General features: G+C 36.6%; 20 protein-coding genes. 18 read left to right on the top strand and 2 right to left on the bottom strand.

Features of this window, described 5'->3' with window-relative positions:
- Nucleotides 1-12 precede the first annotated feature (12 nt).
- The 4 genes from BR65_RS05120 (at nucleotide 13) to BR65_RS05105 (ending at nucleotide 5,208) form a co-directional block, all read left to right on the top strand.
- Nucleotides 13-645 carry a glycoside hydrolase family 73 protein gene (locus tag BR65_RS05120; RefSeq protein ID WP_023178540.1) on the top strand — a complete coding sequence of 211 codons (633 nt, stop codon included), beginning with the start codon at nucleotides 13-15 and terminating at the stop codon, nucleotides 643-645.
- Nucleotides 646-986: 341 nt separating this feature from the next.
- Nucleotides 987-1,700 carry a beta/alpha barrel domain-containing protein gene (locus BR65_RS05115; RefSeq protein WP_034537108.1) on the top strand — a complete coding sequence of 238 codons (714 nt, stop codon included), beginning with the start codon at nucleotides 987-989 and terminating at the stop codon, nucleotides 1,698-1,700.
- A 22-nt stretch (nucleotides 1,701-1,722) separates the two neighbouring features.
- Nucleotides 1,723-3,774 carry a penicillin-binding protein PBP4(5) gene (gene pbp4 / locus BR65_RS05110; RefSeq protein ID WP_034537106.1) on the top strand — a complete coding sequence of 684 codons (2,052 nt, stop codon included), beginning with the start codon at nucleotides 1,723-1,725 and terminating at the stop codon, nucleotides 3,772-3,774.
- Nucleotides 3,775-3,861: 87 nt separating this feature from the next.
- Nucleotides 3,862-5,208 carry a hemolysin family protein gene (locus tag BR65_RS05105; RefSeq protein WP_034537105.1) on the top strand — a complete coding sequence of 449 codons (1,347 nt, stop codon included), beginning with the start codon at nucleotides 3,862-3,864 and terminating at the stop codon, nucleotides 5,206-5,208.
- Nucleotides 5,209-5,525: 317 nt separating this feature from the next.
- Here BR65_RS05105 and BR65_RS05100 read toward each other — a convergent pair whose 3' ends face one another.
- Nucleotides 5,526-6,197 (bottom strand): hypothetical protein, encoded by a 672-nt coding sequence (locus tag BR65_RS05100; RefSeq protein WP_034537104.1) that lies wholly within the window; start codon nucleotides 6,195-6,197, stop codon nucleotides 5,526-5,528.
- 334 nt (nucleotides 6,198-6,531) lie between these two features.
- On the opposite strand from BR65_RS05100, the gene BR65_RS05095 reads away from it, so the two are divergent.
- From BR65_RS05095 to BR65_RS05055, 9 genes are all read left to right on the top strand, one after another.
- Nucleotides 6,532-7,110: a xanthine phosphoribosyltransferase gene (locus tag BR65_RS05095; RefSeq protein WP_034537103.1), complete on the top strand. Its 579-nt coding sequence runs from the start codon at nucleotides 6,532-6,534 to the stop codon at nucleotides 7,108-7,110.
- 156 nt (nucleotides 7,111-7,266) lie between these two features.
- A complete protein-coding gene (locus BR65_RS05090) occupies nucleotides 7,267-7,827 on the top strand; it encodes a DUF2179 domain-containing protein (protein WP_023178529.1) in 561 nt (186 codons plus the stop codon).
- Nucleotides 7,828-7,977: 150 nt separating this feature from the next.
- Nucleotides 7,978-9,099, top strand: a complete 1,122-nt coding sequence (gene purK, locus BR65_RS05085) for a 5-(carboxyamino)imidazole ribonucleotide synthase (RefSeq protein WP_023178528.1) — start codon at nucleotides 7,978-7,980, stop codon at nucleotides 9,097-9,099.
- Between the two features lie 15 nt (nucleotides 9,100-9,114).
- Nucleotides 9,115-10,410, top strand: coding sequence for an adenylosuccinate lyase (purB, locus tag BR65_RS05080; RefSeq protein ID WP_023178526.1), 1,296 nt, complete (start codon nucleotides 9,115-9,117; stop codon nucleotides 10,408-10,410).
- Nucleotides 10,411-10,518: 108 nt separating this feature from the next.
- The gene (locus tag BR65_RS05075; protein WP_034537102.1) at nucleotides 10,519-11,412 is read left to right on the top strand and encodes a DMT family transporter; all 894 of its coding nucleotides are present in this window, start codon (nucleotides 10,519-10,521) and stop codon (nucleotides 11,410-11,412) included.
- A gap of 319 nt (nucleotides 11,413-11,731) precedes the next feature.
- Nucleotides 11,732-12,382 (top strand): GntR family transcriptional regulator, encoded by a 651-nt coding sequence (locus tag BR65_RS05070; RefSeq protein ID WP_023178522.1) that lies wholly within the window; start codon nucleotides 11,732-11,734, stop codon nucleotides 12,380-12,382.
- Nucleotides 12,383-12,606: 224 nt separating this feature from the next.
- Nucleotides 12,607-14,853: a DNA helicase PcrA gene (pcrA, locus tag BR65_RS05065; protein ID WP_034538626.1), complete on the top strand. Its 2,247-nt coding sequence runs from the start codon at nucleotides 12,607-12,609 to the stop codon at nucleotides 14,851-14,853.
- 345 nt (nucleotides 14,854-15,198) lie between these two features.
- A complete protein-coding gene (gene ligA / locus BR65_RS05060; protein ID WP_034537101.1) occupies nucleotides 15,199-17,220 on the top strand; it encodes an NAD-dependent DNA ligase LigA in 2,022 nt (673 codons plus the stop codon).
- Nucleotides 17,221-17,224: 4 nt separating this feature from the next.
- On the top strand, nucleotides 17,225-18,331 hold the full coding sequence (locus BR65_RS05055) for a CamS family sex pheromone protein (RefSeq protein ID WP_034537100.1): 1,107 nt from the start codon (nucleotides 17,225-17,227) through the stop codon (nucleotides 18,329-18,331).
- Between the two features lie 469 nt (nucleotides 18,332-18,800).
- Here the strand turns inward: BR65_RS05055 and BR65_RS05050 are convergent, their stop codons facing one another.
- Nucleotides 18,801-19,541 (bottom strand): alpha/beta fold hydrolase, encoded by a 741-nt coding sequence (locus tag BR65_RS05050; RefSeq protein WP_034537098.1) that lies wholly within the window; start codon nucleotides 19,539-19,541, stop codon nucleotides 18,801-18,803.
- A 154-nt stretch (nucleotides 19,542-19,695) separates the two neighbouring features.
- On the opposite strand from BR65_RS05050, the gene gatC reads away from it, so the two are divergent.
- The 5 genes from gatC (at nucleotide 19,696) to rlmD (ending at nucleotide 25,732) form a co-directional block, all read left to right on the top strand.
- The gene (gene gatC / locus BR65_RS05045) at nucleotides 19,696-20,001 is read left to right on the top strand and encodes an Asp-tRNA(Asn)/Glu-tRNA(Gln) amidotransferase subunit GatC (protein ID WP_023178511.1); all 306 of its coding nucleotides are present in this window, start codon (nucleotides 19,696-19,698) and stop codon (nucleotides 19,999-20,001) included.
- Between the two features lies 1 nt (nucleotide 20,002).
- The gene (gene gatA / locus BR65_RS05040) at nucleotides 20,003-21,457 is read left to right on the top strand and encodes an Asp-tRNA(Asn)/Glu-tRNA(Gln) amidotransferase subunit GatA (protein WP_034537097.1); all 1,455 of its coding nucleotides are present in this window, start codon (nucleotides 20,003-20,005) and stop codon (nucleotides 21,455-21,457) included.
- Nucleotides 21,458-21,472: 15 nt separating this feature from the next.
- A complete protein-coding gene (gene gatB, locus BR65_RS05035; RefSeq protein WP_034537096.1) occupies nucleotides 21,473-22,903 on the top strand; it encodes an Asp-tRNA(Asn)/Glu-tRNA(Gln) amidotransferase subunit GatB in 1,431 nt (476 codons plus the stop codon).
- 30 nt (nucleotides 22,904-22,933) lie between these two features.
- Nucleotides 22,934-23,989, top strand: a complete 1,056-nt coding sequence (locus tag BR65_RS05030; RefSeq protein ID WP_034537095.1) for a diacylglycerol kinase — start codon at nucleotides 22,934-22,936, stop codon at nucleotides 23,987-23,989.
- A 366-nt stretch (nucleotides 23,990-24,355) separates the two neighbouring features.
- Entirely contained in the window at nucleotides 24,356-25,732 is a 1,377-nt protein-coding gene (gene rlmD, locus BR65_RS05025) for a 23S rRNA (uracil(1939)-C(5))-methyltransferase RlmD (RefSeq protein ID WP_034537094.1), read from the top strand.
- Nucleotides 25,733-25,837 lie beyond the last annotated feature (105 nt).

Below are 25,837 nucleotides of genomic sequence, written 5' to 3'. Positions count from 1 at the left end.
AGGAAGAAAAATGTGCCACTTAAGAATCAATCAAAAAAGAAATACAAAAAGAAAAAGCTGAACAGAAGAATAACGCCTAGTTATGTCATGATTGTGCTATTTAGTTTTGTATTTATCTTTCTTGGAACGCTTTATTTCTTAGCGCAAGAGATAACGGAAGATCAAGTGACTCAATATGAACCATTAGAAGAACAAGAATTTATTGTCCAAATTGCCGATTATGCAAAAGTGCTGCAAGATAAATATGGTATCTTACCTAGTATCAGTATTGCTCAAGCAATACTCGAATCAGATTGGGGCACTAGTGAGCTGTCAATAAAAAACAACAACTATTACGGCATCAAAGGCGGCGGAACAGAGCCGACTGTTACGATGACGACCAAAGAATTTGTTGATGGGGAATGGATCGAAGTTAAAGCAGACTTTAGAAAATACGCCTCTTGGCAAGAATCTATGGAAGACCATTCTGAATTGTTTGCGAAAGGAACGACTTGGAATGAAAACCAGTACGCTAAAGTTTTAACAGCCAATGATTACAAAGAAGCTGCATATGCTTTACAAGAAAGCGGCTATGCAACAGATCCAGATTATCCTGGGAAATTGATTCGATTGATCGAACAATACCAATTAGATCAATATGATTAAACCGTGAAGAATAAAAACGAATTTAAAGCTTTCTAAAGTATGCGTCAATTCGATAGACAAAATGAGAGAGTGAGACAAAAAGCGTTTAGACCCGAATCACTGGAACGAATAAGCGCAGTATGGTCATAGACCATCGAGCATTGTTCGCGAAGTGGACGTCGGATCTGCTTCTCGGAGCACGTTTTAGAATGAATATTCGTATAAAAAGAGGAGGCTAGGACTTTTGTCCCAGCCTTTTACTTTAATTAAAAGAAATCGCTTTATTTTTTTGCAGAACGATAGCATTTGCAGGAAACATTCGTTAAAATGAATGATGTACAATTAAATGAAGAGGTGAAAATATGGAAGAGAAAAAAGGTTCTCCAAGCATTACGACTGATTTAAGAAAGCATTATGTCTCCGTCCCGGAAATAATCGATACGGCCAGCGGTATTATTATAAATGGCAAACGATTTCGATCACTTATTTTTACAACCGATATTGCGATTATTATGAATAACGATGCGGATGCTGTTATTGCTGTCTATCCATTTTCACCTCATCCAGCGATCATTCAAGGGATCACTACTGTAGCCAGTATGCCAGTTATTGCGGGAGTTGGCGGAGGTATTACGAATGGACATCGTTCAGCTAACATTGCTTTATTTGCTGAATCACATGGTTGTATTGGAGTTGTATTAAACTCACCTACACCAAAAGAAACAATTCGTGTGGTTGATACGATGGTCGATGTGCCAATCATATCAACTATCGTTTCAGAATACACAGATATTCAAGAAAAACTGGATGCTGGAGCAGATATTTTGAATGTCAGTGGAGCTGCACGAACAGCTCATATTGTGCGTGAGATACGCAAAGAATTTCCGAAAGTTCCGATCATTGCAACCGGTGGGCCAACAGAAGAAAGCATTAAGGAAACAATCGCTGCTGGTGCCAATGCGATTACTTATACACCACCAAGTAACGGAAAATTATTCAGTGAATTAATGAAAAAATACCGCGGTCAAGAAGAAACCAAGTATGAAGAACGACAAGACTTAGAAGAGAAAAAATAATAATTAAAAAGCAGGTGCTAAAATGAAAAATACAAGGAAAAAGAGTGAGAAAAAGCGTCCATTGTGGCTTTTAATTGCAATAATTGTTGCTGTTCTTGCCCTAATCGGTGTAGGAATCATAGGCTATTCAATTTGGGCTGAAGCAAGAGATGAAAAAGCAGCTATGGAAGTGGCTGATTCGTTTATTACAGCTTTAGAAGAACAAGACTATACAGCTATGAGCCAATTGGTTTCTGAAGAATCGCTTACAGCTATTGACTACACAAAAGAATCTATGGCAGAGCGTTATGAGACAGTTTATGGCGGCGTAGGAGCTGCAGAATTAAACGCATCAGATGATATAACAGTCACACAAGATGAGGGCGCTGATCACTATGACCTCTCTTACACGGTGAATATGGAGACAGCGTTAGGAACTTTAGACGAAAAAAAATACGAAACGACACTTTCTAAAACTGATGATGGCTACAAAGTAGACTGGAACACACACCTTATATTTCCAGATATGGAACCAACAGATAAAGTTTCCCTTACAACAACTGTAGGTGAAAGAGGCGATATTTTAGATAAAAACGGCTCACCGCTTGCAACAGAAGGCACTTCTTGGCAAGCTGGAATGCAACCTTCTGCTTTAGGTGAAGGCGATCAACAGACAACAAATTTAGAAAAAATTGCTGAAACATACGATGTTACAGTGGAAGAATTAGAAAGTTTATTAGATCAAGGGTGGGTAACGCCAGATAGCTTTGTTCCTTTTAAAGGAATGCCTCAAGATGCTGAATTGCCGCAAGTTACTGGTGTGGTTTATCAAGAAGTAACGGCACGTACTTATCCTTTAAATGAAGCAGCAGCTCATTTGATTGGGTATGTTGGAGAAGTTTCCGCTGAAGATATCGAAAAAGATCCAACCTTAAGAACTGGAGATGTTATTGGTAAATCTGGACTAGAAGCGACTTATGATGAAAGATTAAGAGGACAAAAAGGCGGACGCATTGAGATATTGACAGATGATGGTGAGCTGAAAATGGTCCTACAAGAAACAGAAGTACAAAATGGGGAAGACATCACATTAACGATCAATGCTGAAATACAACAAGCTGCATATGACCAATTAACGGATCAAAGTGGATCTGCTGTGTTTATGAATCCCATAGACGGAAGTTTATTAGCGTTAGTCAGTACTCCATCTTATGATGCAAACTTAATGTCAAGCGGCATCAGTTCAGAACAGTATCAAGCTTATGTAGATGATCCGATGAGTCCATTTTTAGCGCGTTATGCTGCTGGATATGCACCAGGGTCAACTTTTAAAGTTGTTACAGCAGGAATTGGTTTAGATGCAGGGACCATTATTCCAGAAGAAACACAAGAAATTAGTGGATTATCTTGGCAAAAAGATGAATCATGGGGAGATTATAAAGTTACGCGTGTAAAAGATGTTGCAAGTGTGAATTTAGCGGATGCTTTTGCGTATTCAGATAATATTTATTTTGCACGACAAGCATTAGATATGGGAAGAGACACCTATGAAGCAGGGTTGAAGCAGTATATATTTGGTGAAGATTTGAAGTTGCCGATTGCAATGAATCCAGCACAAATATCCAATAGCGGAACATTAGATTCAGAAGGCATGTTGGCAGATACAGCATTTGGCCAAGGGGAATTGTTGCTTAGCCCAATTCAACAAGCAGTAACGTATACTCCTTTTGCTAATAACGGCAAACTCGTATACCCTAAATTGACTGCTGATCAAGAAACGGCAGAAATAAAACAACCGGTCACTCCGGAATCAGCTGCAATTGTTAAAGAAGACTTAGTTCAAACGGTGCAAAAAGAATACGGTTCTTCACATAAACTAGCTGTTATTGATCAAAAAACAGCAGCCAAAACAGGTACAGCTGAAACAAGAGAATCAGAAACAGAAGGCGAAGATGCTGAAACAAATGGTTTCTTAATGGCTTTTGATGCCGAAAACAGCAGTTACTTGATGGTAGCTATGATTGAAGGAGAATCAAGCGGTGCGGTGATTGATAAGATGTTACCGGTACTGGAAAAAATGGAAGCATACCAGTAAAAAACAACAGTTGAAAATTGTTTTGAAAAATGGTATATTATTTCTACTTTGTAAAAAAACAGAAAAATTTGAAGGAGACAATGATAAATGAATTCAGACCCCGATAGTCAGTCGATGATAGGACAGATATTAATTATCGTTATATTGACCGCAATCAATGCATTTTTCGCATCAGCGGAAATGGCATTTGTATCAATAGATCAAGGAAAAATAAGAGAAAAGGCAGCCAAAGGTGATAAAAAATCGATAACTATCTTGAAGCTGTTGAGTAATTCAGATAATTTCTTAGCGACTATACAAGTAGCCATTACTTTAGCAGGATTCTTTTCAAGTGCATCAGCTGCAACAAGTTTTGCAACTCGCCTCGAACCTTATTTAGCAAGTATTCCAGGTGGGACACAAATAGCAACATTTGTTGTGACGATTGCTCTATCTTATATTACCCTTGTGTTTGGGGAGTTATATCCAAAACAAGTAGCCTTACAAAAAGCCGAAGAAGTTGCTCGTGCTACTTCTGGTACAATTTCAGTCGTTCAAATCATTTTTAAACCATTTGTAAAATTGCTTTCATTTTCAACAAATATTTTAAAAAGACTTACTCCGATAGATTTTACGGAAGAAAAAGAAAAAATGACACGTGATGAATTTCGAGCTTATCTGGAAAACAGCCAAATAGCTGGTGCAATAGATCCAGATGAATTCACTATGTTAAAAGGTATCTTATCAATGGATACTAAAATGGCAAGAGAGATCATGGTTCCTCGTACAGATACATTCATGATCGATTATGAAGATGGAAGTGCAGTAAACATCCCTCAATTGTTGGATATCCCTTATTCACGTGTACCCGTTTACGTTGAGGATAAAGATAGCATTATAGGAATCATCCATGTTAAAAACTTATTGAAAGCTTCTCTTACACATAATCTAGATGAAATCGATCTAAAAGATATTTTGAATAAACCTTTATTTGTCCCTGAAACAATCAACATTGACGATTTATTATATGAATTAAAACGGACGCGTAATCAATTAGCTGTTTTAAATGATGAATATGGTGGAGTAGTCGGAATTGTTACTTTAGAAGATTTATTAGAAGAAATAGTCGGTGATATTGATGATGAATACGACGAAACGTACAATATGATTGAAAAAGTATCTGAAAGTATTTATTTAGTAGATGGTTCGACTCAATTATCAAAATTCAATGAATACTTTGGAACTGAGATTGAATCAAATGATGTGGATTCAATTGCCGGTTATTTCATTACACAATATGGGAATATTCCTCAGCCAGATGACAATGCAAATGTTGAATATCGCAATTACTTGTTAAAAGCTGATAAAGTAGAAGGTTCACGTTTAGTTAGTCTTTATGTAGAACGCTTAAACACAGCTACTGATAATGAAAAAGACGAATTAAATGAAGATTAAGATTGACCTCCAGAAGGTAAATTTCTGGAGGTTTTTTTCGTGCAGCCATAGTTGAGTTGTATAGACTAATGATCAGTAGTTTTTCAATCGGAGATTTTTCGGTAACGAAAAATCCTCTATATTAAATACATATTGTTACAGAAAAACTGCTTAATTTATACTCACTAAGCGAAATAGGCAAAGAATGTCGAATAGGAGCTGCTAAAGCACCTTTTCCTAGTCAAAAGCGTTACATGACATGTAATCTCAGTTGAAATTCACAAAAAGGTACATTGTCTAAATGACAACGTACCTTTTTGTGTTATAAAGAATATTTTTTATTCTTTACTAATGGAAGAATGAGTTGAAGAATTTTCCTCAGCCGGGTTTTCTGACTCAATGATTTCTGGATTAGAAGAAGAGTCTTCCGGTTGTTCTGGCGGGTCTTGTTTGTCAGGAGTTGGTTCAGGTTCTGGTGTTTCTACAGGTTCTGGATTTGATTCAGAAACAGATTCTGAATTATCTGGCTCAGGTACTGACTTTTTAGCAGGTTGTTTAGGAGTAGTTGGTTTGGATGAACTGCTATTGGATGATGAACTTGAACTTTTAGGTGTGTTATTTTCATTAGAATAGGTAGGAGTGTAGCTGCTGGAATCAGTTGGTTCACTACTCTCAAATTCTTCAGTAGAAGGATTACTTTCAACTGATTCTTCAGATTCAGCCACATCTTCGGCCTCTTCAAGTTCTGTTTGATGATCACTTAAGAAAAATAATTCTGAATCAATTCGAGAGACATTGTTTTTATCTTCTAGTTCAGCAGAACTATCTTTTGATTCGACAATAGAAGAATCAACTTCTGCAATAGATGATTTAGATTCAGTAATAGCAAGGCTTTCTGACCATGGTTTTTCTTGATTTGTGCCAATAACAAGCACTACAATAAAAATTCCGAATAAAATACCTAGATACCAATAGTGTTTAATAAGTTCTAGAAAACTTTTATTACGCATGTTAAACTCCTCTCCGAAATCGCTTTAGTTTAATAGTATAACATTCTTTTTAGGAATTCCAGTTTATTATGAAGATTGAAACTCTGATAGCATAAGATAAAAAGGTATTTGAAAATAAAACGAAATATAAAGTTTGATTTATAAGTATCGTTCGTATAAAATAACAATTATAATAATTTATTTAAAATAGATTGACCTCTTATATGGTAAAGCGTATATTGAATTTTATTGGGCATTCATTTTTAGTTCTTTTCCTGTGCTTACGAATCAATAAGTACTGAAGAACTTTTTTATTTTGTACTCAAACTAACAATTGAAAGAAAGGTAGGACTTTATGAAAGAATTAGAAGAACGCATTTTAAAAGACGGCGATGTTTTAGGAGGAGAAGTATTAAAAGTCGATAACTTTTTAAATCACCAAATCGATCCTAAACTTATGCAATCTATGGGGGCTGAATTTGCCAAACATTATGCTGATAAAGGGATCACCAGAATTGTGACAATTGAATCTTCAGGTATTGCACCGGCTGTTTTCGCTGGATTGGCTTTAGATGTTCCAGTGGTATTTGCACGTAAACAAAAAAGTCTAACTTTAAAAGATGATTTGTATTCGACAGATGTATATTCATTTACTAAAAAATCAACGAGCACGATCGTCATTTCTAAAAAGTTTCTAGAAAAAACAGATCGAATATTATTGATTGATGATTTTCTAGCTAACGGTCAAGCAGCTAAAGGATTAATAAAATTATGTAATGAAGCACAAGCTACTGTAGTTGGAATTGGAATCGTTATTGAAAAGTCTTTCCAAATTGGACGCCAATTGCTTGAAGAAGAAAACTATGACGTATACTCCTTAGCTCGTATACGTGCATTTGAAGATGGACAAGTGAAATTTGTAGAAGAACAGTAAATAAACACAAGCTGCTCTAAAAGTAGGATGACTGCTTTTAGAGCAGTTTTATCTCCTTAAGAGTGAAGATCCTAGTTGTTTTTCTTGCTATTTAAATGAATTTTGATAATCTTAGAGAAGAATAAAATTTTTGAACAGGAGTTAGGAGAGGAAAAAATGGAAGTTGATTTGCCTTTTTTACTATTGATCTTTATTATTAATGTCGTTTATATTTCACTAAACACCATTCGTTTTATGCTGACAATGAAAAGTTACCGTCTTGCAGCTTCACTCGTATCTATGGTAGAAGTAACTATTTATGTTGTAGGTTTAGGATTGGTGTTAGATAGTTTAGATAATTACATTAATCTTGCCGTATATGCTTTAGGATATGGAGTCGGAATTGCTCTTGGGATAAAAATTGAAGAGTTTTTAGCTCTTGGATACATTATGGTCACGGCCATTGTTCCAAATGTAGAAACTAAAATGCCTGAAGAATTGCGTGATTTGGGGTATGGAGTGACAACCAGTCTAGCATTTGGTCGAGAAGGAGATCGTATGGTCTTAGAAATTTTGACACCTAGAAAAACAGAACGCAAATTATACAAACAAATTAGTGAAATTGAACCTAAAACATTTATTATTTCTTATGAACCCAAGTACATCAATGGTGGGTTTTGGACAAGAAAAGTAAAAAAACGTCGCAAAGAAATTAGAGACGAGGAACAAATGAATTAAATGGAAACAGAGTTGTTTGAGAGGAATTTTTGAATATCAGAATAGGCAGGAATTTTAGGATGTTCTCAATGACAGATGACAAGATAACTGCTAAACTAAGAATGAATGAATAAAAAAGAATACAAATTGTTTTAGAAGGTAGTGATAATTTTGTCTGATCTAATTAGTCCAGGAAAAATGATTGGAATCATTGGTGGCGGAGAAATAGCTCGAATGATGGCTTTATCTGCTAAAAAAATGGGCTATCGTATTGGTATACTGGATCCCGAAAAAGATTGTCCAGCAGCTCAAGTTTCAGATTGGCAAATAATTGCTCAATATAATAATCAAGAAGCTTTAATGGATTTTGCTATGAAATGTGATGTAGTAACGTATGAATACGACAATATTGATTCAGATTTAATAGTAAAAATGAAAAAGACAGTTTCTGTTCCACAAGGTGCTGATTTGTTATCCATTACACAAGATCGATTGTTAGAGAAAGCTTACTTAGAAGCCAGCAATATTAACTTGGCTCCTTATGCCACGATCGTTACAATTGAGGACATTAAAGGAGCGCTAGATGGTATTGGGTTTCCTTGTGTGTTGAAGACGATCAGTGAACGCCACAATGGTAAAGATCGCTATATTCTTCAAAGTGAAGAAGACATTCCAAAGGCTGCTTACTTATTGAAAATGGGTACTTGCGTATTGGAAGCATGGATACCATTTGAACGTGAACTTTCTGTTATGGTAGCTAGAAACCAAGCGAATGATATCGTGGTTTTTCCAATATCTGAAAATATCCATCGCAATACTATTTTACATGAAAGCATCGTTCCAGCTCGCATCAATCAGTATGTAGAAGAAGAAGTAGAACGGATCGCTCGTGCAGTTGCTGAGAAACTTGAACTAGTAGGGACTTTAGGAATTGAGATGTTCATCACTTCAAGTGGGACACTTTATGTGAATGAATTGATCCCAAGACCCAATCATTCAGGAAATTACAGCAATGAAGCTTGTACATTGTCACAATATGACGCTCATATCCGTGCTATTTGTGGTTTGCCTTTGCCTAAAACCGAACTGATTTCTCCTGCAGTTATGGTAACAGTATTAACGGAACATCAGGAGGCAGCCAATGTTCAAATCCAATTGAAACCGAATTGGAACTTTTATTATTATGGTAAAGAAAATCCGGGCGAAAGCCAAAAGATAGGCCATTTTACAGTATTAACAAAAGATATTGAAAAAACATTAGCCATTATAGCAGATACAGGAATTTGGAAATAAGGAGTTTATAAAATTATGATAGAACGTTACACAAGACCCGAAATGGCGGCCATCTGGTCAGATGAGAATCGCTACAATACATGGTTGGAAGTTGAAATCTTAGCAGTTGAAGCTTGGGCTGAACTAGGAGATATTCCTAAAAAAGATGTTGAAAAAATTCGTGAGCATGCTTCATTTGAAGTAGATCGTATTTTAGAGATAGAAAAAGAAACACGCCACGACGTCGTAGCCTTTACGCGTGCTGTTTCTGAATCTTTAGGAGAAGAACGCAAGTGGGTTCATTATGGATTGACTAGTACAGATGTTGTAGATACAGCTTATGGATACCAATTGAAACAGGTTAATGACGTATTGCGTCAAGATCTTCAAAACTTTTTAGAAATCATTGGTGAAAAAGCTAAAGAACATAAAAATACTGTCATGATGGGTAGAACACATGGGGTACATGCTGAACCAACAACATTTGGTTTGAAGCTAGCTCTTTGGTATTCAGAAATGAAACGCAATATTGAACGTTTTGAACATGCAGCAAAAGGCGTGGAAGCAGGAAAAATCAGCGGAGCAGTAGGAACATTCGCTAATGTCCCAACTTTTGTTGAAAAGTATGTCTGTGAACAATTAGGAACGAGAGCTCAAGAAATATCGACTCAAGTTCTTCCTCGGGACTTGCATGCTGAATATGTCGCTGCAATGTCATTGATAGCAACTAGTATCGAAAAATTTGCTACTGAAATTCGTGGACTGCAAAAATCTGAAACACGCGAAGTTGAAGAATTCTTTGCAAAAGGTCAAAAAGGATCTTCTGCTATGCCGCATAAGCGCAATCCCATTGGGTCTGAAAATGTAACAGGATTGGCTCGTGTGATTAGAGGTCATATGATGACAGCATACGAAAACGTTACATTATGGCATGAACGAGATATTTCTCATTCATCAGCAGAACGCATTATTTTACCTGATTCAACTATTTTGTTGAATTATATGTTAAACCGTTTTGGAACAATCGTTAAAAATCTAACCGTTTTTCCAGAGAATATGAAACGCAATATGGATGCTACTTTTGGTCTGATTTACAGCCAACGTGTATTGCTTAAACTGATTGATAAAGGACTGAGCCGTGAAGCCGCTTATGATCTTATTCAACCGAAAACAGCTATTTCATGGGATGAACAAGTATTATTCCGTCCGTTGCTTGAAGAAGATGCGGAAATCATGTCTGTATTAACTACAGAAGACCTAGATGATGCTTTTGATTATCATTATCATTTGAAAAACGTAGACGAAATTTTCCAAAGAGTTGGATTAGACTAGACTTTTTATAACTTTGGAAAATAAAATAAATAAGTAGAAACAGCATAGGAGGCTTTGTTTGAATCCTATGCTATTTTTATACTCTAAAAAATGAACAGGAGGGAGAAAATGGGAATTGGAAAATTGAAAGTTGTGATTGCCATGTTGTTATTTGGATCGATTGGATTGATGGTAAAAAATATTGAGTTGACTTCAAGCGAAATTGCACTTTATCGGGGAGTTCTTGGGAGTTTATTTCTGTTGATATTCTCTCTCTTCAAGAAAAAAAAGATTTCAATTGCAGTATTAAAAAGTAATGCGGTACCACTGCTCGTTTCGGGGGCTGCTATTGGACTAAATTGGATTTTATTATTTGAAGCGTATAACTATACGACGATTGCTAATGCTACATTAAGTTATTATTTTGCACTAGTTATCGTAATGATCGTTTCGCCGTTTTTATTGAAGGAAAAGTTACTTCCAAGCAAAGTTGTTAGTATTTTGGTGGCTATGTCTGGGATGTTTTTGATCGTAGGAACTGGTGCACAAACAACTGAAACTTACAATCACACAGTAGGAATCGTATATGGCTTAGGAGCAGCTATCTTATATGCGAGCGTGATCTTGATAAACAAATTTTTGAAAAATTTAAGTAGTTTAGAAAGTACCATGATTCAACTGATGGTAGCATCTATCACGTTAGCGCCTTATGTCCTTTTTACAAGAGGATTTAACTTAGGAGCAATCGCGATTCAAACTATCCCTTATCTCATCATTTTAGGAATCGTTCATACTGGATTAGCTTATGTGTTGTATTTTTCAGCAATGCAAACTTTGAAGAGTCAAACAGTTGCTCTTTTAAGCTATATTGATCCTGTTTCAGCGGTAATATTGTCTGCGCTTTTCTTAGGAGAAGCAATGAACGGAGTACAAATCATTGGAGGAGTATTAATATTAGGCTCAACTGTTATTGGTGGGCTAAAATGGCCTAAAAAAGAAACAGCTGTGACAAAAGAAAAATAGAATGACAGTGTTTTTTTATCTATTCAATTATTTAAGGTCCGCTTAAAATAAAGCGGACCTTAGGATGGGGGATCTTTACAGTATAAAACGTAAAGAAAATAGTTTCTGTTTGGTACACCGTTAGTATACCAACCCTATATGAATTCTATGTAAATGTTTAATATAAGTTGAGTAAATTTTTCTAATAGATAGGAACTCATAAAAACTTTGTTGTAGAATAGAAAGAGAAACAAACTTGAAGTTAAACAAGATCCATTCTATAATTGGTATATGTATTACGTTGGTATAGGGAAAATTTAAAACAGGTAGGTGGAAAAAATTGTCTAAACCTAAAAAGCTAGTAGAGACAGTTTATCAGTACAGTAAAGATCAGATACTAACCAAACAATGGCTACCTCAAACACATATTACAGAAATTGGACTGTCTAAAAAATTAGGGATTAGTCGAACGCCGATTCGACAAGCTTTTTTAAGGTTAGAAGAAGAAGGATACATAGCAATTGAGCCCAATAAAGGAATCAGAATTTGTGAAAATCAAATTTCTTTGCAAGGATTTCAAGAAAGATTAGAGTTTATGGAGTTAGTACTTATTGATTATCTACATTTTTTACAAATAAAAGAAATTCAATTTGATGCAACTACCTTAGAAGAGATAGTAGATCGATTAAAAAAGCAAGCTTATGTAAGAGAGTTTGAAGTATTTTCATCGATCGAATTTGAGTATTGGAAAAGTCTTTATCGGTATGCCAAAAACACTTACACAACTTCCTTATTTATGGAAATGATACGCAGTATAAACGGTCAGACCAATGAAGAAATAAAAGGCTTTTTACAAATTAGTCAAGCAACAAAAGTAAAACATTTTAACAACATCCTAAGTTTATTAAAAAGTAATAATTATGCCCTAGCCAGAAAAGAAGTACGGATTCTGATCAATCAACTTAGTTTGATTGCTATCCAAGGGATTTAAGTGAATTAACCAGACAAAAAAGATTCCTTTTTAAGAGTCTTTTTTTGTTTTTATGATTCTTCATTTGAAACTGTTCATTTAGTACTCGAGGAGCCACTTTTTATGGTAGAATTATTCTTGAGAAATTATGCAAAACTTTAAAAAGTTTTGATAGACTAGTGGAGTCCAAATCCTATTTTTTTCGTATGAAATGGGATGTTACAAGAAGAGAGGATGTAAAAAAATTGGTATTACGAGATGACTTATTAAATGGAATGAATCCAAGACAAAAAGATGCAGTTGTATGCACACAAGGCCCTCTTTTGATCATGGCTGGAGCAGGTAGTGGAAAAACTCGTGTCTTAACACACCGTATTGCCTATTTGATTGAAGAAAAAAATGTGAATCCTTGGAATATTTTAGCCATTACATTTACAAATAAAGCCGCTAAAGAAATGAAAGAACGGGTAACCCGTCTTATGAAAGAAGGCGGAAGCGATGTTTGGGTCTCAACTTTTCACTCAATGTGTGTGCGTATTTTACGTCGTGACATCGATCGCATCGGTTATACGCGAGCATTTACGATCAGTGATCCAAGTGAACAGCAAACATTGATGAAACGCATCTTAAAAGAACGAAATATCGATCCTAAAAAATATAATCCAAGAGCTATCTTAGGAGAAATCAGCAATGCAAAAAATGAATTGCAGACTCCAGAAGATTACCGTAAAGAAGCTGCAAGCTTTTTTGAAAAAATCGTGGCAGATTGTTACGACGATTACCAAAAAGAGTTGCGAAGAAACCAATCAGTCGATTTTGATGACTTGATCATGTTGACGATTCGCTTATTCAAAGAAAGTCCTGAAACATTAGAGTACTACCAAAATAAATTCCACTATATCCATGTCGATGAATACCAAGATACAAATGAAGCGCAATACACTTTAGTAAATCTATTAGCTGAACGCTTTAAAAATCTATGCGTTGTCGGAGATGCTGACCAAAGTATTTACGGATGGCGTGGGGCAAACATGGAGAATATCTTGAACTTCGAAAAAGATTACCCAGATGCGAATACAGTCTTATTGGAACAAAATTATCGTTCGACTAAGCTGATTTTACAAGCCGCTAATGATGTGATTGGGAATAACTCCAACCGTAAAGTGAAAAAACTTTGGACAGATAACCATGACGGTGAAAAAATCACTTATTATCGTGGGCAATCTGAAGGCGATGAATCACGTTACGTTATTTCTAAGATACAAGAAGAAATGAAAGAAAGTAACTACAATTATGGTGATTTTGCAGTTCTTTACCGCACTAACGCTCAATCCCGTGTGATTGAAGATAGTTTACTAAAATCAAACATTCCCTATAAAATGGTTGGCGGACACAAGTTCTATGATCGTAAAGAAATTAGAGATGTACTGGCGTATCTTCGCTTAATTGCCAATCCTGAAGACAATATGAGTTTTGAACGAATCGTCAATGTGCCCAAACGAGGCATTGGTCCAGGAACAATTGAAAAACTAAGAGCTTCTTCTAATCAATACGAATGGTCTCTTTTAGAAACAGCTTTGAACGTTTCAATCACACCAATTTCTGGTAAAGCAGCTAATGAACTTGAAGGATTTGCTTTCATGATGAAAGATCTGCGTCAAATGCAGGAATTTGTGCCAGTTACCGAACTAGTTCAAGAAGTATTAAAACGCAGCGGATATCAAAAAGCATTAGAATTAGAACGCACAATCGAATCTGAAACACGTCTAGAAAACATTCAAGAATTCTTGACCGTAACGCAACAATTTGAAAAAGAAAATACAGAAGACAAAACCTTATTGACATTCTTAACGGACTTGGCATTGGTTTCTGATTTGGATAATTTAGAAGAAGAACCTCAAAGTGAAGTGACCTTGATGACTCTTCACGCAGCAAAAGGACTAGAATTTCCAATTGTTTTCTTGATTGGTCTGGAAGAAGGTATTTTCCCATTGTCTCGTTCGATGATGGAAGAAGATCAATTAGAAGAAGAACGCCGTTTAGCCTATGTCGGGATCACACGTGCAGAGAAAAAATTGTATATTACAAATGCTTATTCACGGGTTTTATATGGCCGTACTCAAAGCAACTCTGCCTCTCGATTTATCAATGAAATCACGGATGAAGTTTTAGAACTAGGCAATCAACAAAATATTAATACGCCATTTAGCCGTTCAACAACCAGTTCTATGCAACGCAATCAAGCAACTAGAGCTACTAGCCAAGTGTACAAAGCTCCAGTGACAAGTAAAACGTCAAGCGGCGCTGACAAATTAGGATGGAATGTCGGAGATAAAGCCGTTCATAAAAAATGGGGTGTTGGTACAGTCGTCAAAGTTACCGGTACAGCAAATGACCTCCAACTTGATATAGCATTTAAAGAACAAGGCATAAAACGCCTCCTAGCAGCATTTGCACCAATAGAAAAACAAGGTGCGGAAAACGACGCTTAGGCTCGACAGAAAAACATTTAGACGCTGTTGGATGTTTCATCTTTACAGCGACTTCAAGAGAGAAGCGTAGCGACGTTCTAGAAATTCTGTAAGGGATGTTTCATCCCTGCAAGAATTACGTTTTTTCCGAGAGACTGTCGTTTGCAGCTCAACTTACAGGATGCGTAGAGACTCTGAAAGACACACAGTAAAAACAGAAAATCACAGAGAAGATGTTTCATCTTCGGCGGGATTTATCTTTTTTACAAAGTGTCTGGGTCTTGCAGCTCAACTAAAAAATGCGTAACTTCCCGTTAATCTACTAATAAGAAAATATAAAATGATCAGAGGAAAGGAATTAGGGGTATGCCTACACAAGATTTTGAATCTGCGAAACAAAGAGTATTTGATTTGCGAACGTTATTAGATAAATACAGTTATGAATATTATGTAAAGGATAATCCATCTATTCCAGACTCAGACTATGACAAGCTGTATCATGAACTCGTAGCTTTGGAAGAAGAATTTCCAGACTTAGTCAGTAATGACTCTCCCACTCAGCGTGTTGGAGGAACGATTTTACCTGGATTTGAAAAAGTTGTTCATGAAGCACCTATGTTAAGCTTAGGAAATGCCTTTAACGAAGGAGACCTACTTGATTTTGATCGACGCATCAAAAAACTAACGGATCAACCCTTCACCTATATTTGTGAATTGAAAATTGATGGATTAGCAGTGTCGTTAAAGTACGAAAATGGGAAACTTGTACGTGCAGCAACACGTGGAGACGGATCTGTTGGAGAAAATGTGACCCAAAATGTACGTACGATCAAATCTGTTCCCTTACGTTTGAAACAACCTTATTCTATTGAAGTTCGAGGCGAATGTTATATGCCTAAAGATTCCTTTATCAAATTGAATCAAGAACGAGAAGAAAACGGAGAAGCTATTTTTGCAAATCCACGTAATGCCGCAGCAGGCGGGTTGCGTAATCTTGATCCAAAACAAACAGCCAAACGGAATTTAAATACCTTTTTATATACGGTAGGCGATTTTGGTGAACTAACTGCTGCCAGTCAAGAAGATGCACTCAATCAATTAGATGGCTTAGGGCTTCGCACCAATCACGACCGTAGAGTATTTCAAACGATTGAAGAAGTATGGCAGTACACGCAGGAATTTCAAGAAAAAAGATCTGATTTGCCTTATGAGATCGATGGAATTGTGATTAAAGTAAATGAGTTTGAAGTTCAAGAAAAAGTTGGGTTTACAGTAAAAGCTCCACGATGGGCGATTGCCTATAAATTTCCTGCTGAAGAAGCTCATACTATCATACGCGATATTGAATGGTCAGTTGGACGAACAGGTGTCGTTACACCAACCGCTATCATGGACCCAGTTCAGTTAGCTGGGACAACCGTTCAACGCGCAAGTTTGCATAACGAAGATTTGATACATGAACGAGACATTCGATTGCTAGATACTGTTGTCGTTCATAAAGCTGGAGACATTATTCCAGAAGTGACTCGTGTCGTGTTGGATGAACGTCCTTCAGACAGCCAACCCTACGAAATTCCTACTCATTGCCCAGCTTGTGACAGTGAACTGATCCATTTAGAAGAAGAAGTAGCTTTGCGTTGCATGAACCCTAAATGCCCGGCTCAAATTACAGAAGGACTTTCTCATTTTGTTTCTCGAAACGCTATGAATATTGATGGATTAGGCATCAAGGTTTTATTGCAAATGTTTGAAAAAGAAATGGTGCATGATGTAGCTGATCTTTACACATTAACGTTCGATCAACTCGTTACATTAGATAAAATTAAAGAAAAGTCAGCTAACAATTTACTAACAGCCATTGATGCTAGCCGTAGCAATTCATTAGAAAGATTATTGTTTGGCCTAGGCATCCGACATGTAGGAGCAAAAGCGGCTAAATTAATTGCCGAACGTTTTGAGACGATTGAAGCTGTACAACAAGCAGAAAAAGAAGCCATCATTTCTATAGAAGGTATCGGAGAAATTATTGCCGAAAGTGTGGTAGCCTACTTTAGCTTGCCGGAAGTAACAGAATTGATCCAAGAATTGAAAAGCAGTCAAGTCAATATGACGTATTTAGGAAAGAAAAAAGAAGAAGTAGCGACAGTCGATTCTTACTTCAATGGAAAAACAGTCGTGTTAACAGGTAAATTGACTCATTTTACGCGAGAAGAAGCTAAAGAACGCATTGCAAATCTTGGGGGAAATGTTACAGGAAGCGTTTCTAAGAAAACAGATTTTATCGTTGCTGGAGAAGAAGCGGGTAGTAAATTAACAAAAGCAGAATCATTGAATATCCCAATTTGGGATGAAGATCAGTTATTGGAAACATTAGAAGGAGAGGAATAACTAAATGAACAAAAAAGCAATTGCTTTAATGGCTGCTTGTGCATTTTTGTTGAGTGCTTGTCAATCAGATGAGCCTGAAACAAAAGAAACAGAATCAGTTGGTGAGGAAACAGAAACAACAAGCCAATTATCAGGTGACTATTATAGTGCGATTATTACGGATGGAACGTATAAAACTAGTTTAAATAGAGGGGTCACATTAGGGTTAAATTCAACAGTAAACTTGAAAGCATTTGAAACAGGCTTGATGGAATTGTCGCAAGAGCATTTTTCACCAGATTCTTATTACTTTCAAGAGGGACAGTATATTACTACTGAAACAACTAATAATTGGTTGAATCGTGTAAGCGAAGATAATCCAGATGGGTTGAATCCTGAAGATAATGGAAAAGTAGAACCCGATGAACGAAACCCCATTTATTTAAACTCATTGTTAGAGCAGGATTACATGGTTCAAACAGATGATGGTTTTAAACTAGGCGGTATCTCTATCGGTCTAGCAATGAATAGTGTCGATTATTATAAAAAAGTACAATTTGGTGCCGAATCTGAAACAAAAATCTCTCAAGATAAGTTAGTAGAAGAAGGCAAAAAAATGGCTGATAAGATCGTTCAACATTTGCGCGAAACAGAAGGTGTTGGCGATATTCCAATCGTTGTAGGAATCTTTGAACAGTCTACAAAAGATAATTTAGCTGGTGGTGTTTACATTACTCAAGCTCAAAGTGATGACGGATCGACGAGTTTAACAGATTGGGAAACCATCAATCAAAAGAAAGTTATTTTTCCAACCAGCGGAGAAAGCAACGAATTATCCAGTTTTGAAAACTTTAAAGCTGAGATTGAAAGTTTCTTCCCTAATTTAAGCGGAGTAACGGCAGAAGCACTTTACACAGACGATCAAATTATGAATATGAAAGTATCCATCAATACACAATTTTATGGAGAAAGTGAAATTATTGCTTTTACTCAGCACGTTTCTGAAAAAGCATCTTCTTATCTAATGCCAAATATTCCAATTGAGATCACGATAAAATCGATTAACGGAACCGAAGCTTTCTTAGCTCGAGAAGCAGGAGAAACCCAATTCTACACCCATGTATTTGATTAGGATGCGGAGCACGCCGTTTAGAATTGACAGAAATCTTTGTTTTTTCCGAAAGTCTGGTGTGCGCAGCTCAACTAAAAAAAACAGGACGTAAAGTGACTCGTTGATCGTTATTAAGAAAATAAAAGTCGAAGTCTTCCATTTTTTTGGGAGGCTTTTATTTTTCTTGGAGAGATTTACCTCAATCATTTTTGTATTGATTATTAATCAAAAATTTTATTAGTGTGAATATCTTATAAATTAACAGTATAAAAACAAAATACTATTAGAAAAATAAAAAAAGACCTGTCATGACAAGTTTATATAAGCGCTTACGCAAAATGGTGAATTTTGTGGAGGGATAGAAGTTCGTTCGTTATTAACGCCTAATAGTACAGCTTTGGTTGACCCATTAAAAACTACATGTGTGGTTAATAAATTAATACAATAAAATAAGAATGTGGCTAGGACAATATTTCCTAGCCACATTCTTTTACATTAACTCATGAACAAAAAATGACGTTACTTCTCGCATCGTGTTTGTTTTTACCAAATGCACTTCGTCTTCGTCCGTAAAGTGAATATTGGACAAATCCTTTTGTTCTTCTGCAAAATCAGCAGCGTGTTGATACGGCACAATTTGATCTTGTTTCCCATGCCAGATAAATAATGGTCGGCCTTTTAAAGTTTCTGGGTGTAACGACAAATCATAATTTGGGATCCAGTTCAATAATTCATAATAATCCTGTGGCAAGTATCGGTTTAATCTTTCGGCATGTTCTACAATGCGTTCTTGATAAGCTAGTAATTTGGGCGAACCCATCAAGCAAGCTGCTGCTTTAATTTCAGGATGATGGGTCAATAAGGCACATGTCGTTATGCCGCCCATCGATGTTCCACCAACCCCAATCGCGTCATCCACAAAACCAATCTTACGAAAGTAATCAATGATAAAGCTGAATTCAAATAAATTCGTTTGAATACTTTGCCAAAAAGTTAAAGAAGGGATTTTTGAAACTGGCTGCTTTCTCGCCCCATGGTTCATGGCATCAGGTAACAGTACCCGAAACCCTTGGTGTGCTAAATAGCGTGCTTGAGTCAAATTCAATTCTTTTGATGATTGCCAACCATGGTAATAAATGATCAACGGCAACAGATCGTTTCGCTGTTTCCTTGGTACGACTTCCAGTAAAGGTATAGTTCCTAATGTTCTTTTTCGAATGGTTATTTCCACTTTATCCACCTCAAAGCTATCCTATCAAACTATTGTTACGAAGTGAAGCGAATTTAAATGAGATTTAAGATACAGCATATAAGTGGTTTATGGTATTATAGTAAGGGAGTTTGAACTAAGAGAATTTATTCAAAGAAAGCGAGTGAACAAACCGATGGCTATTACTGAAGAGGACGTAAAACACGTCGCAAAATTAGCAAAACTAGAAATTAGTGATAAAGGTATTGCCCATTTCACAGAGCAAATGGATGCAATCATAGATATGGTTGAACATTTAGATGAGTTAGATACTGAAAATGTACCAGTAATGGTTCATGGCTTGCGTACTTACAATGTGATGCGTGAAGATAAAGCCGTTCAAGGAACAGATCGTGACTTGTTGTTTAAGAACGTTAAAGAAGAAAAAGACGGCTTAATTAAAGTTCCTGCAATAATGGACAATGGGGAGGCAGGAGCATAATATGAAAATAGCAGATTACTCAATAGAAGAATTGCATGAGTTACTTGTAAAAAAAGAAGTAACCGCTCAAGAAGTAATAAAAGCTGTATTTGAACGCATCAATGAAACAGAAGAAAAAATTGGAGCTTTCATTACATTGACCGAAGAAGAAGCTCTTGAACAAGCGCGTAAAGTAGATGAAGAAGGTATTGATCCTGCAAATATTCTTTCAGGAATTCCAATCGGGATCAAAGATAATATCGTAACTGAAGGTACACGCACAACAGCAGCTAGTAAAATTTTGGAAGACTTTGTGCCAATTTATGACGCAACAGTGACGAAAAAAGTAAAAGAAGCAAACATGATCTCAGTTGGGAAACTAAACATGGATGAATTCGCTATGGGAGGAAGTACAGAGACTTCTTATTACAAATTAACTCACAACCCATGGAATCTTGATAAAGTACCAGGTGGTTCTTCAGGCGGTTCTGCAGCAGCAGTAGCAGCAGGTCAAATCCCTGTTTCTTTAGGTACAGATACGGGTGGATCAATTCGTCAGCCAGCAGCATTTAACGGAATCGTTGGAATGAAACCAACTTACGGCCGTGTGTCACGTTTTGGTTTGATTGCTTTTGGATCAAGTTTGGACCAAATTGGGCCATTTACACGCACTGTTAAAGATAATGCATTAGTATTAAATGCTATCAGCGGACATGATGTGAATGACTCTATGAGTTATGAAGGAGAAGTTCCAGACTTTGCTTCTGATATCGAAGCTGGCGTTAAAGGAATGAAAATCGGTGTTCCAACAGAATACTTGAATGAAAAAGGCTTGGAAGAAGGCGTGAAAGAAGCTGTTCTTAAAGCTATCGAAACTTTTAAATCATTAGGGGCTACTGTTGAAGAAGTGAGTTTGCCGCATTCAAAATATGGTGTACCGGCTTACTATATCATCGCGTCTTCTGAAGCTTCTTCAAACTTGCAACGTTTTGACGGCGTTCGCTATGGTTACCGTTCTCCAGAAGCTAAAACACTTGAAGAAGTTTTCGTGAAATCACGTACAGAAGGTTTTGGAATGGAAGTCAAACGTCGTATCATGCTTGGAACGTTCTCATTAAGTTCAGGATTTTATGATGCTCACTTTAAAAAAGCTGGACAAACTAGAACGTTGATCAGACAAGACTTTGATAACGTGTTTAAAGAGTACGATTTGATTTTAGGACCAACAACACCAACTACAGCCTTTGGAATTGGCGAGCAAATCGATGATCCAATTGCAATGTACCTAAGCGATATTTTAACAGTACCCGTTAATTTAGCAGGCGTACCGGCTATCTCTATTCCTTGCGGTTTCTCAAATGATCTGCCAGTTGGTCTGCAATTGATCGGAAAACATTTCGATGAGCAAACGATTTATAAAGCGGCTTACGCTTTTGAACAAGCAACTGACTTTCATAAAGAAAAACCAAATTTGTAGGAGGAGAGAATCGATATGAACTTTGAAACAGTAATCGGACTAGAAGTCCACGTAGAATTAAAAACCGACTCAAAAATGTTCTCACCTGCTCCAGCTCACTTTGGTGCAGAACCAAACACAAATACAAACGTTATCGACTGGGGTTACCCAGGCGTTTTACCCGTTATCAATAAAGGCGCGATTGAATTTGGGATGAAAGCTGCTATGGCTTTGAATTGTGAAATTTCACAAGATACTAAATTTGACCGTAAAAACTATTTTTATCCGGATAATCCAAAAGCTTACCAAATTTCACAATATGACCAACCGATCGGACATGATGGCTGGATCGAGATCGAAGTGGATGGCAAGAAAAAGAAAATCCGCATCGAACGTGTTCATTTAGAAGAAGATGCTGGGAAAAATACGCATGGAACAGACGGCTATTCTTACGTTGACTTGAACCGTCAAGGAACGCCATTGATCGAAATCGTATCAGAAGCAGATATGCGTTCACCTGAAGAAGCGTATGCTTATTTAGAAGCTATTAAGCAAATCGTCCAATACACAGGGGTTAGTGATGTGAAAATGGAAGAAGGCTCAATGCGTTGTGATGCCAATATTTCTATCCGTCCAATCGGACAAGAAAAATTTGGAACAAAAACAGAATTGAAAAACTTAAATTCATTTAACTTTGTCCGTCGCGGATTGGCATTTGAAGAAAAACGCCAAGAAAAAGTTCTTTTATCTGGCGGAGTGATCCAACAAGAAACAAGACGTTACGATGAAACAACTGGAGACACTCTTTTGATGCGTGTCAAAGAAGGTTCGAGCGATTACCGTTATTTCCCTGAACCGGATCTGCCAAATATCATAATTGATGAAGCCTGGATCGAACGTGTGAAAGCTACTATTCCAGAAATGCCTAAAGATCGCCGTATCCGTTACATCAGCGAATTAGGATTGCCGGAATATGATGCAATGGTCTTGACTGCTACAAAAGAAATGTCTGATTTCTTTGAAGGCACATTAGCCAATGGAGCAGATGCAAAACAAGCGTCTAACTGGTTGATGGGTGAAGTTTCAGCTTATTTGAACAGTGAAAAACTAGAATTACATGAGACTAAACTGACTCCTGAAAACCTTGCGGGTATGATCAAATTAATAGCAGATGGAACAATCAGTTCAAAAATGGCTAAAAAAGTATTCCGCGAATTGATCCTAAATGGTGGAGACGCTCAAGGAGTTGTTGAAGCAAACGGATGGGTTCAATTAAGCGATCCAGCTAAATTATTACCGATCATCAATGATATCTTAGATAAAAATGCACAATCCATTGAAGATTTCAAAAACGGAAAAGACCGTGCTGTTGGTTTCTTAGTTGGACAAATTATGAAAGCAACAAAAGGACAAGCTAATCCAGGAATCGTAAATAAACTATTAAATGATGAGTTGAGTAAACGCTAAGAGTTGGTGTGAAAGTAAAGGAGTAGTTTTATGCGAGCAAGAGTGATTTATAATCCCACTTCGGGTCGTGAAATCGTAAAAAAACATCTAGTAGAAATCTTTCAAATTTATGAAGAAGCAGGATATGAAACGAGTGCCTATGCGACAACTCCAGAACCCAATTCTGCTCGAAATGAAGCAGAAAGAGCAGCAAAGGCTGGTTTTGAATTGATCGTAGCTGCTGGTGGAGATGGAACGATCAATGAAGTCGTAAACGGAATTGCTGGTTTGGAAAAAAGACCCAAACTGGCAATCATCCCTGCTGGAACAACGAATGATTATGCTAGAGCATTACACATCCCGAGAAATAATTTAGTCGAAGCAGCAAAAGTGATTCAAAAAGAGCAGTCTTTTTTCATGGATGTTGGAGAAGCTATAATGGGAGAAGACTTGTCTTATTTCATTAATATCGGTGGTGGCGGACAGTTAACAGAGTTAACCTATGACGTACCGTCACAATTAAAATCAGTATTTGGTTACTTAGCTTATTTTGTTAAAGGGGCAGAAGTGTTGCCGCGTATGAAACCAATCCCGATGCACATTGAATACGATGATGGAATATTTGAAGGAGAAGCCACGATGTTTTTAGTGGCTCTTACCAATTCCATTGGCGGATTTGAGCAAATTGCACCTGACGCATTATTGGATGATGGCAAATTCACGTTGATCATCGTAAAAACCTCCAATTTGGCGGATATGATGTATTTAGTGGCCCAAGTCTTGAATGGTGGAAAACACATTACGAATTCAAAAATTTTATACAAAAAAACAAGTAAAATTTTCGCACGTCCAGGCAATACATCTAAAATGATGATTAATTTGGATGGGGAATATGGTGGCGATGCACCTGTTACTTTTACAAACTTGCATCAACACATCGAAATCATTGCGTCAACGGATGATATTCAAAAAGCTGTTGATAAAAAAGATGAAAATGCCGAAAATGTAGAAGATGCCTTTATTAAAGAAGTGGAAGAATTGACGAACACCGATATCAATGGTGACGGTGAAATTCATTCTTCAAAAAAAGAAGCTCATGAGAAATAATGAGAAAACTTTGAAATGAGCAAGATTTTCTGTATAATAAAGAGTCAGTACCCAATCTTTTAGTTTTAAGATTTGGAAGGAACCAATTCAATGAAATGAAAAAGGTTCATACTAATAGTGTAGATTAGAATCATTAGATAATAACGTCTTTTTAATCCCATCCCGTTTAGCCGGTTGAGTCAGGAACACTCCCAGTTAAGTGGATGATAGAAAGTATCAAATATCTGGCGTACTAACTGACAAGGAGTGTGACAAAAAGTTATTAGAACCGAATATTCTGTAAAAAGAATGACGGTTGCGCTTTTTGAAACACGTTTAACTGATAAACAAATGACATGAAACAAGGTCAACGAAGGGAGCTTTTTTATGAAAGCAGATAAAGTAGTACCAGTTAAAAAGAATGAAAAACACACCGTTAAAATTGAAGACTTAACACATGAGGGTATGGGGGTAGCAAGAATCCAAGGCTATTCACTATTTATTGAAAATGCCTTACCTGGTGAACAAGTAGAAGTTAAAATTCATAAAACAGGGAAATCTTTTGGTTATGCAAAAGTATTAAACCGTTTGAACTCAAGTGAAGACCGTGTAGTCATCCAAGATGAAAATTATACACGTGTAGGTATTACGCCATTGCAACACATGAGATACCCAGCACAATTAAACTTTAAAAAACAACAAGTTATGAACAGTATGCAACGCATCGCAAAATTACCAGAAGTACCAGTATATGACACGATTGGAATGGCTAATCCATCAGGTTACCGTAACAAAGCGCAAATACCTGTACGTAAAATCAATGACAAATTGACAACTGGATTTTTCCGTAAAAATAGCCATGAAGTGATCCCAATGGAAAACTTCTACATCCAAGATCCTAAAATTGATGAAACGATTATCGCTGTCCGTGATATCATGCGTGAATATGGCGTTAAACCATACAACGAAAATGAAAACACTGGGAACTTGCGTCACATTATTGTTCGTCGTGGCTATTACACTGGAGAAATTATGATTGTGTTAGTAACGAGAACAGCTAAATTGTTCCCAACAAGCAAAATCATTCCAGACATTCTTGAAGCTATTCCAGAAGTTGTCAGCATTGTACAAAATGTTAACCCTAAACATACAAACGTAATTATGGGTGACGATGCTATTGTTTTATATGGCGAAGACAAATATAGAGATACATTGCTAGGCAACACTTTTGAGATTTCTCATCGTTCATTCTACCAAGTGAACCCACAACAAACAGAGAAATTGTATCAAACAGTTTTAGATTTTGCTGAATTAACAGGTGAAGAAACTGTTATCGATGCTTATAGTGGAATTGGTACGATTGCATTAACATTAGCTAAAAATGCTAAACATGTTTATGGAATTGAAATAATTGAACCAGCAGTAGAAAATGCTAAAGCAAATGCGGAACTAAACAATATTGAAAATGTAACATTTGAAGCAGGAGCTGCTGAAGAAGTTATGGTTCAATGGAGTGAAGAAGGACGCACAGCTGACTTACTAGTTGTTGACCCTCCACGTAAAGGTCTTGAAAAAGAATTTACTGAGGCAGTTATTGCAATGCAACCAACAAAAATGGTTTACGTTAGTTGTAACCCTGCAACATTAGCACGTGACTTAGCTTTACTTACAGAAGGTGGCTATACAGTTAAAAAAGTTCAACCCGTTGACCTTTTCCCTCAAACCACTCATGTGGAAAGTGTTGCTTTACTCGTTCGCAACTAAACATTATTAGAAACCAAACAACCCATTCTAACGGATGGGTTGTTTTTTTGCACTATAAGGTTCCTTTTCTAATCTAGAGCATCCATGAATGGATCCACTCTTTCG

The sequence above is a fragment of the Carnobacterium inhibens subsp. inhibens DSM 13024 genome (genome assembly GCF_000746825.1).
In the GTDB taxonomy this organism is placed as follows: Bacteria; Bacillota; Bacilli; order Lactobacillales; family Carnobacteriaceae; genus Carnobacterium_B; species Carnobacterium_B inhibens.
Note: the sequence above shows the minus strand (reverse complement) of the source record. Positions and strands in the feature narration are given on the sequence as shown.

Excerpts from the sequence above, each read along its gene's own strand:
- BR65_RS05115 (WP_034537108.1), top strand. The coding sequence starts at position 987 with ATGGAAGAGAAAAAAGGTTCTCCAAGCATTACGACTGATTTAAGAAAG.
- pbp4 (WP_034537106.1), top strand. The coding sequence starts at position 1,723 with ATGAAAAATACAAGGAAAAAGAGTGAGAAAAAGCGTCCATTGTGGCTT.
- BR65_RS05105 (WP_034537105.1), top strand. The coding sequence starts at position 3,862 with ATGAATTCAGACCCCGATAGTCAGTCGATGATAGGACAGATATTAATT.
- BR65_RS05100 (WP_034537104.1), bottom strand. The coding sequence starts at position 6,197 with ATGCGTAATAAAAGTTTTCTAGAACTTATTAAACACTATTGGTATCTA.
- BR65_RS05095 (WP_034537103.1), top strand. The coding sequence starts at position 6,532 with ATGAAAGAATTAGAAGAACGCATTTTAAAAGACGGCGATGTTTTAGGA.
- BR65_RS05090 (WP_023178529.1), top strand. The coding sequence starts at position 7,267 with ATGGAAGTTGATTTGCCTTTTTTACTATTGATCTTTATTATTAATGTC.
- purB (WP_023178526.1), top strand. The coding sequence starts at position 9,115 with ATGATAGAACGTTACACAAGACCCGAAATGGCGGCCATCTGGTCAGAT.
- BR65_RS05075 (WP_034537102.1), top strand. The coding sequence starts at position 10,519 with ATGGGAATTGGAAAATTGAAAGTTGTGATTGCCATGTTGTTATTTGGA.
- ligA (WP_034537101.1), top strand. The coding sequence starts at position 15,199 with ATGCCTACACAAGATTTTGAATCTGCGAAACAAAGAGTATTTGATTTG.
- BR65_RS05055 (WP_034537100.1), top strand. The coding sequence starts at position 17,225 with ATGAACAAAAAAGCAATTGCTTTAATGGCTGCTTGTGCATTTTTGTTG.
- gatC (WP_023178511.1), top strand. The coding sequence starts at position 19,696 with ATGGCTATTACTGAAGAGGACGTAAAACACGTCGCAAAATTAGCAAAA.
- gatA (WP_034537097.1), top strand. The coding sequence starts at position 20,003 with ATGAAAATAGCAGATTACTCAATAGAAGAATTGCATGAGTTACTTGTA.
- gatB (WP_034537096.1), top strand. The coding sequence starts at position 21,473 with ATGAACTTTGAAACAGTAATCGGACTAGAAGTCCACGTAGAATTAAAA.
- BR65_RS05030 (WP_034537095.1), top strand. The coding sequence starts at position 22,934 with ATGCGAGCAAGAGTGATTTATAATCCCACTTCGGGTCGTGAAATCGTA.
- rlmD (WP_034537094.1), top strand. The coding sequence starts at position 24,356 with ATGAAAGCAGATAAAGTAGTACCAGTTAAAAAGAATGAAAAACACACC.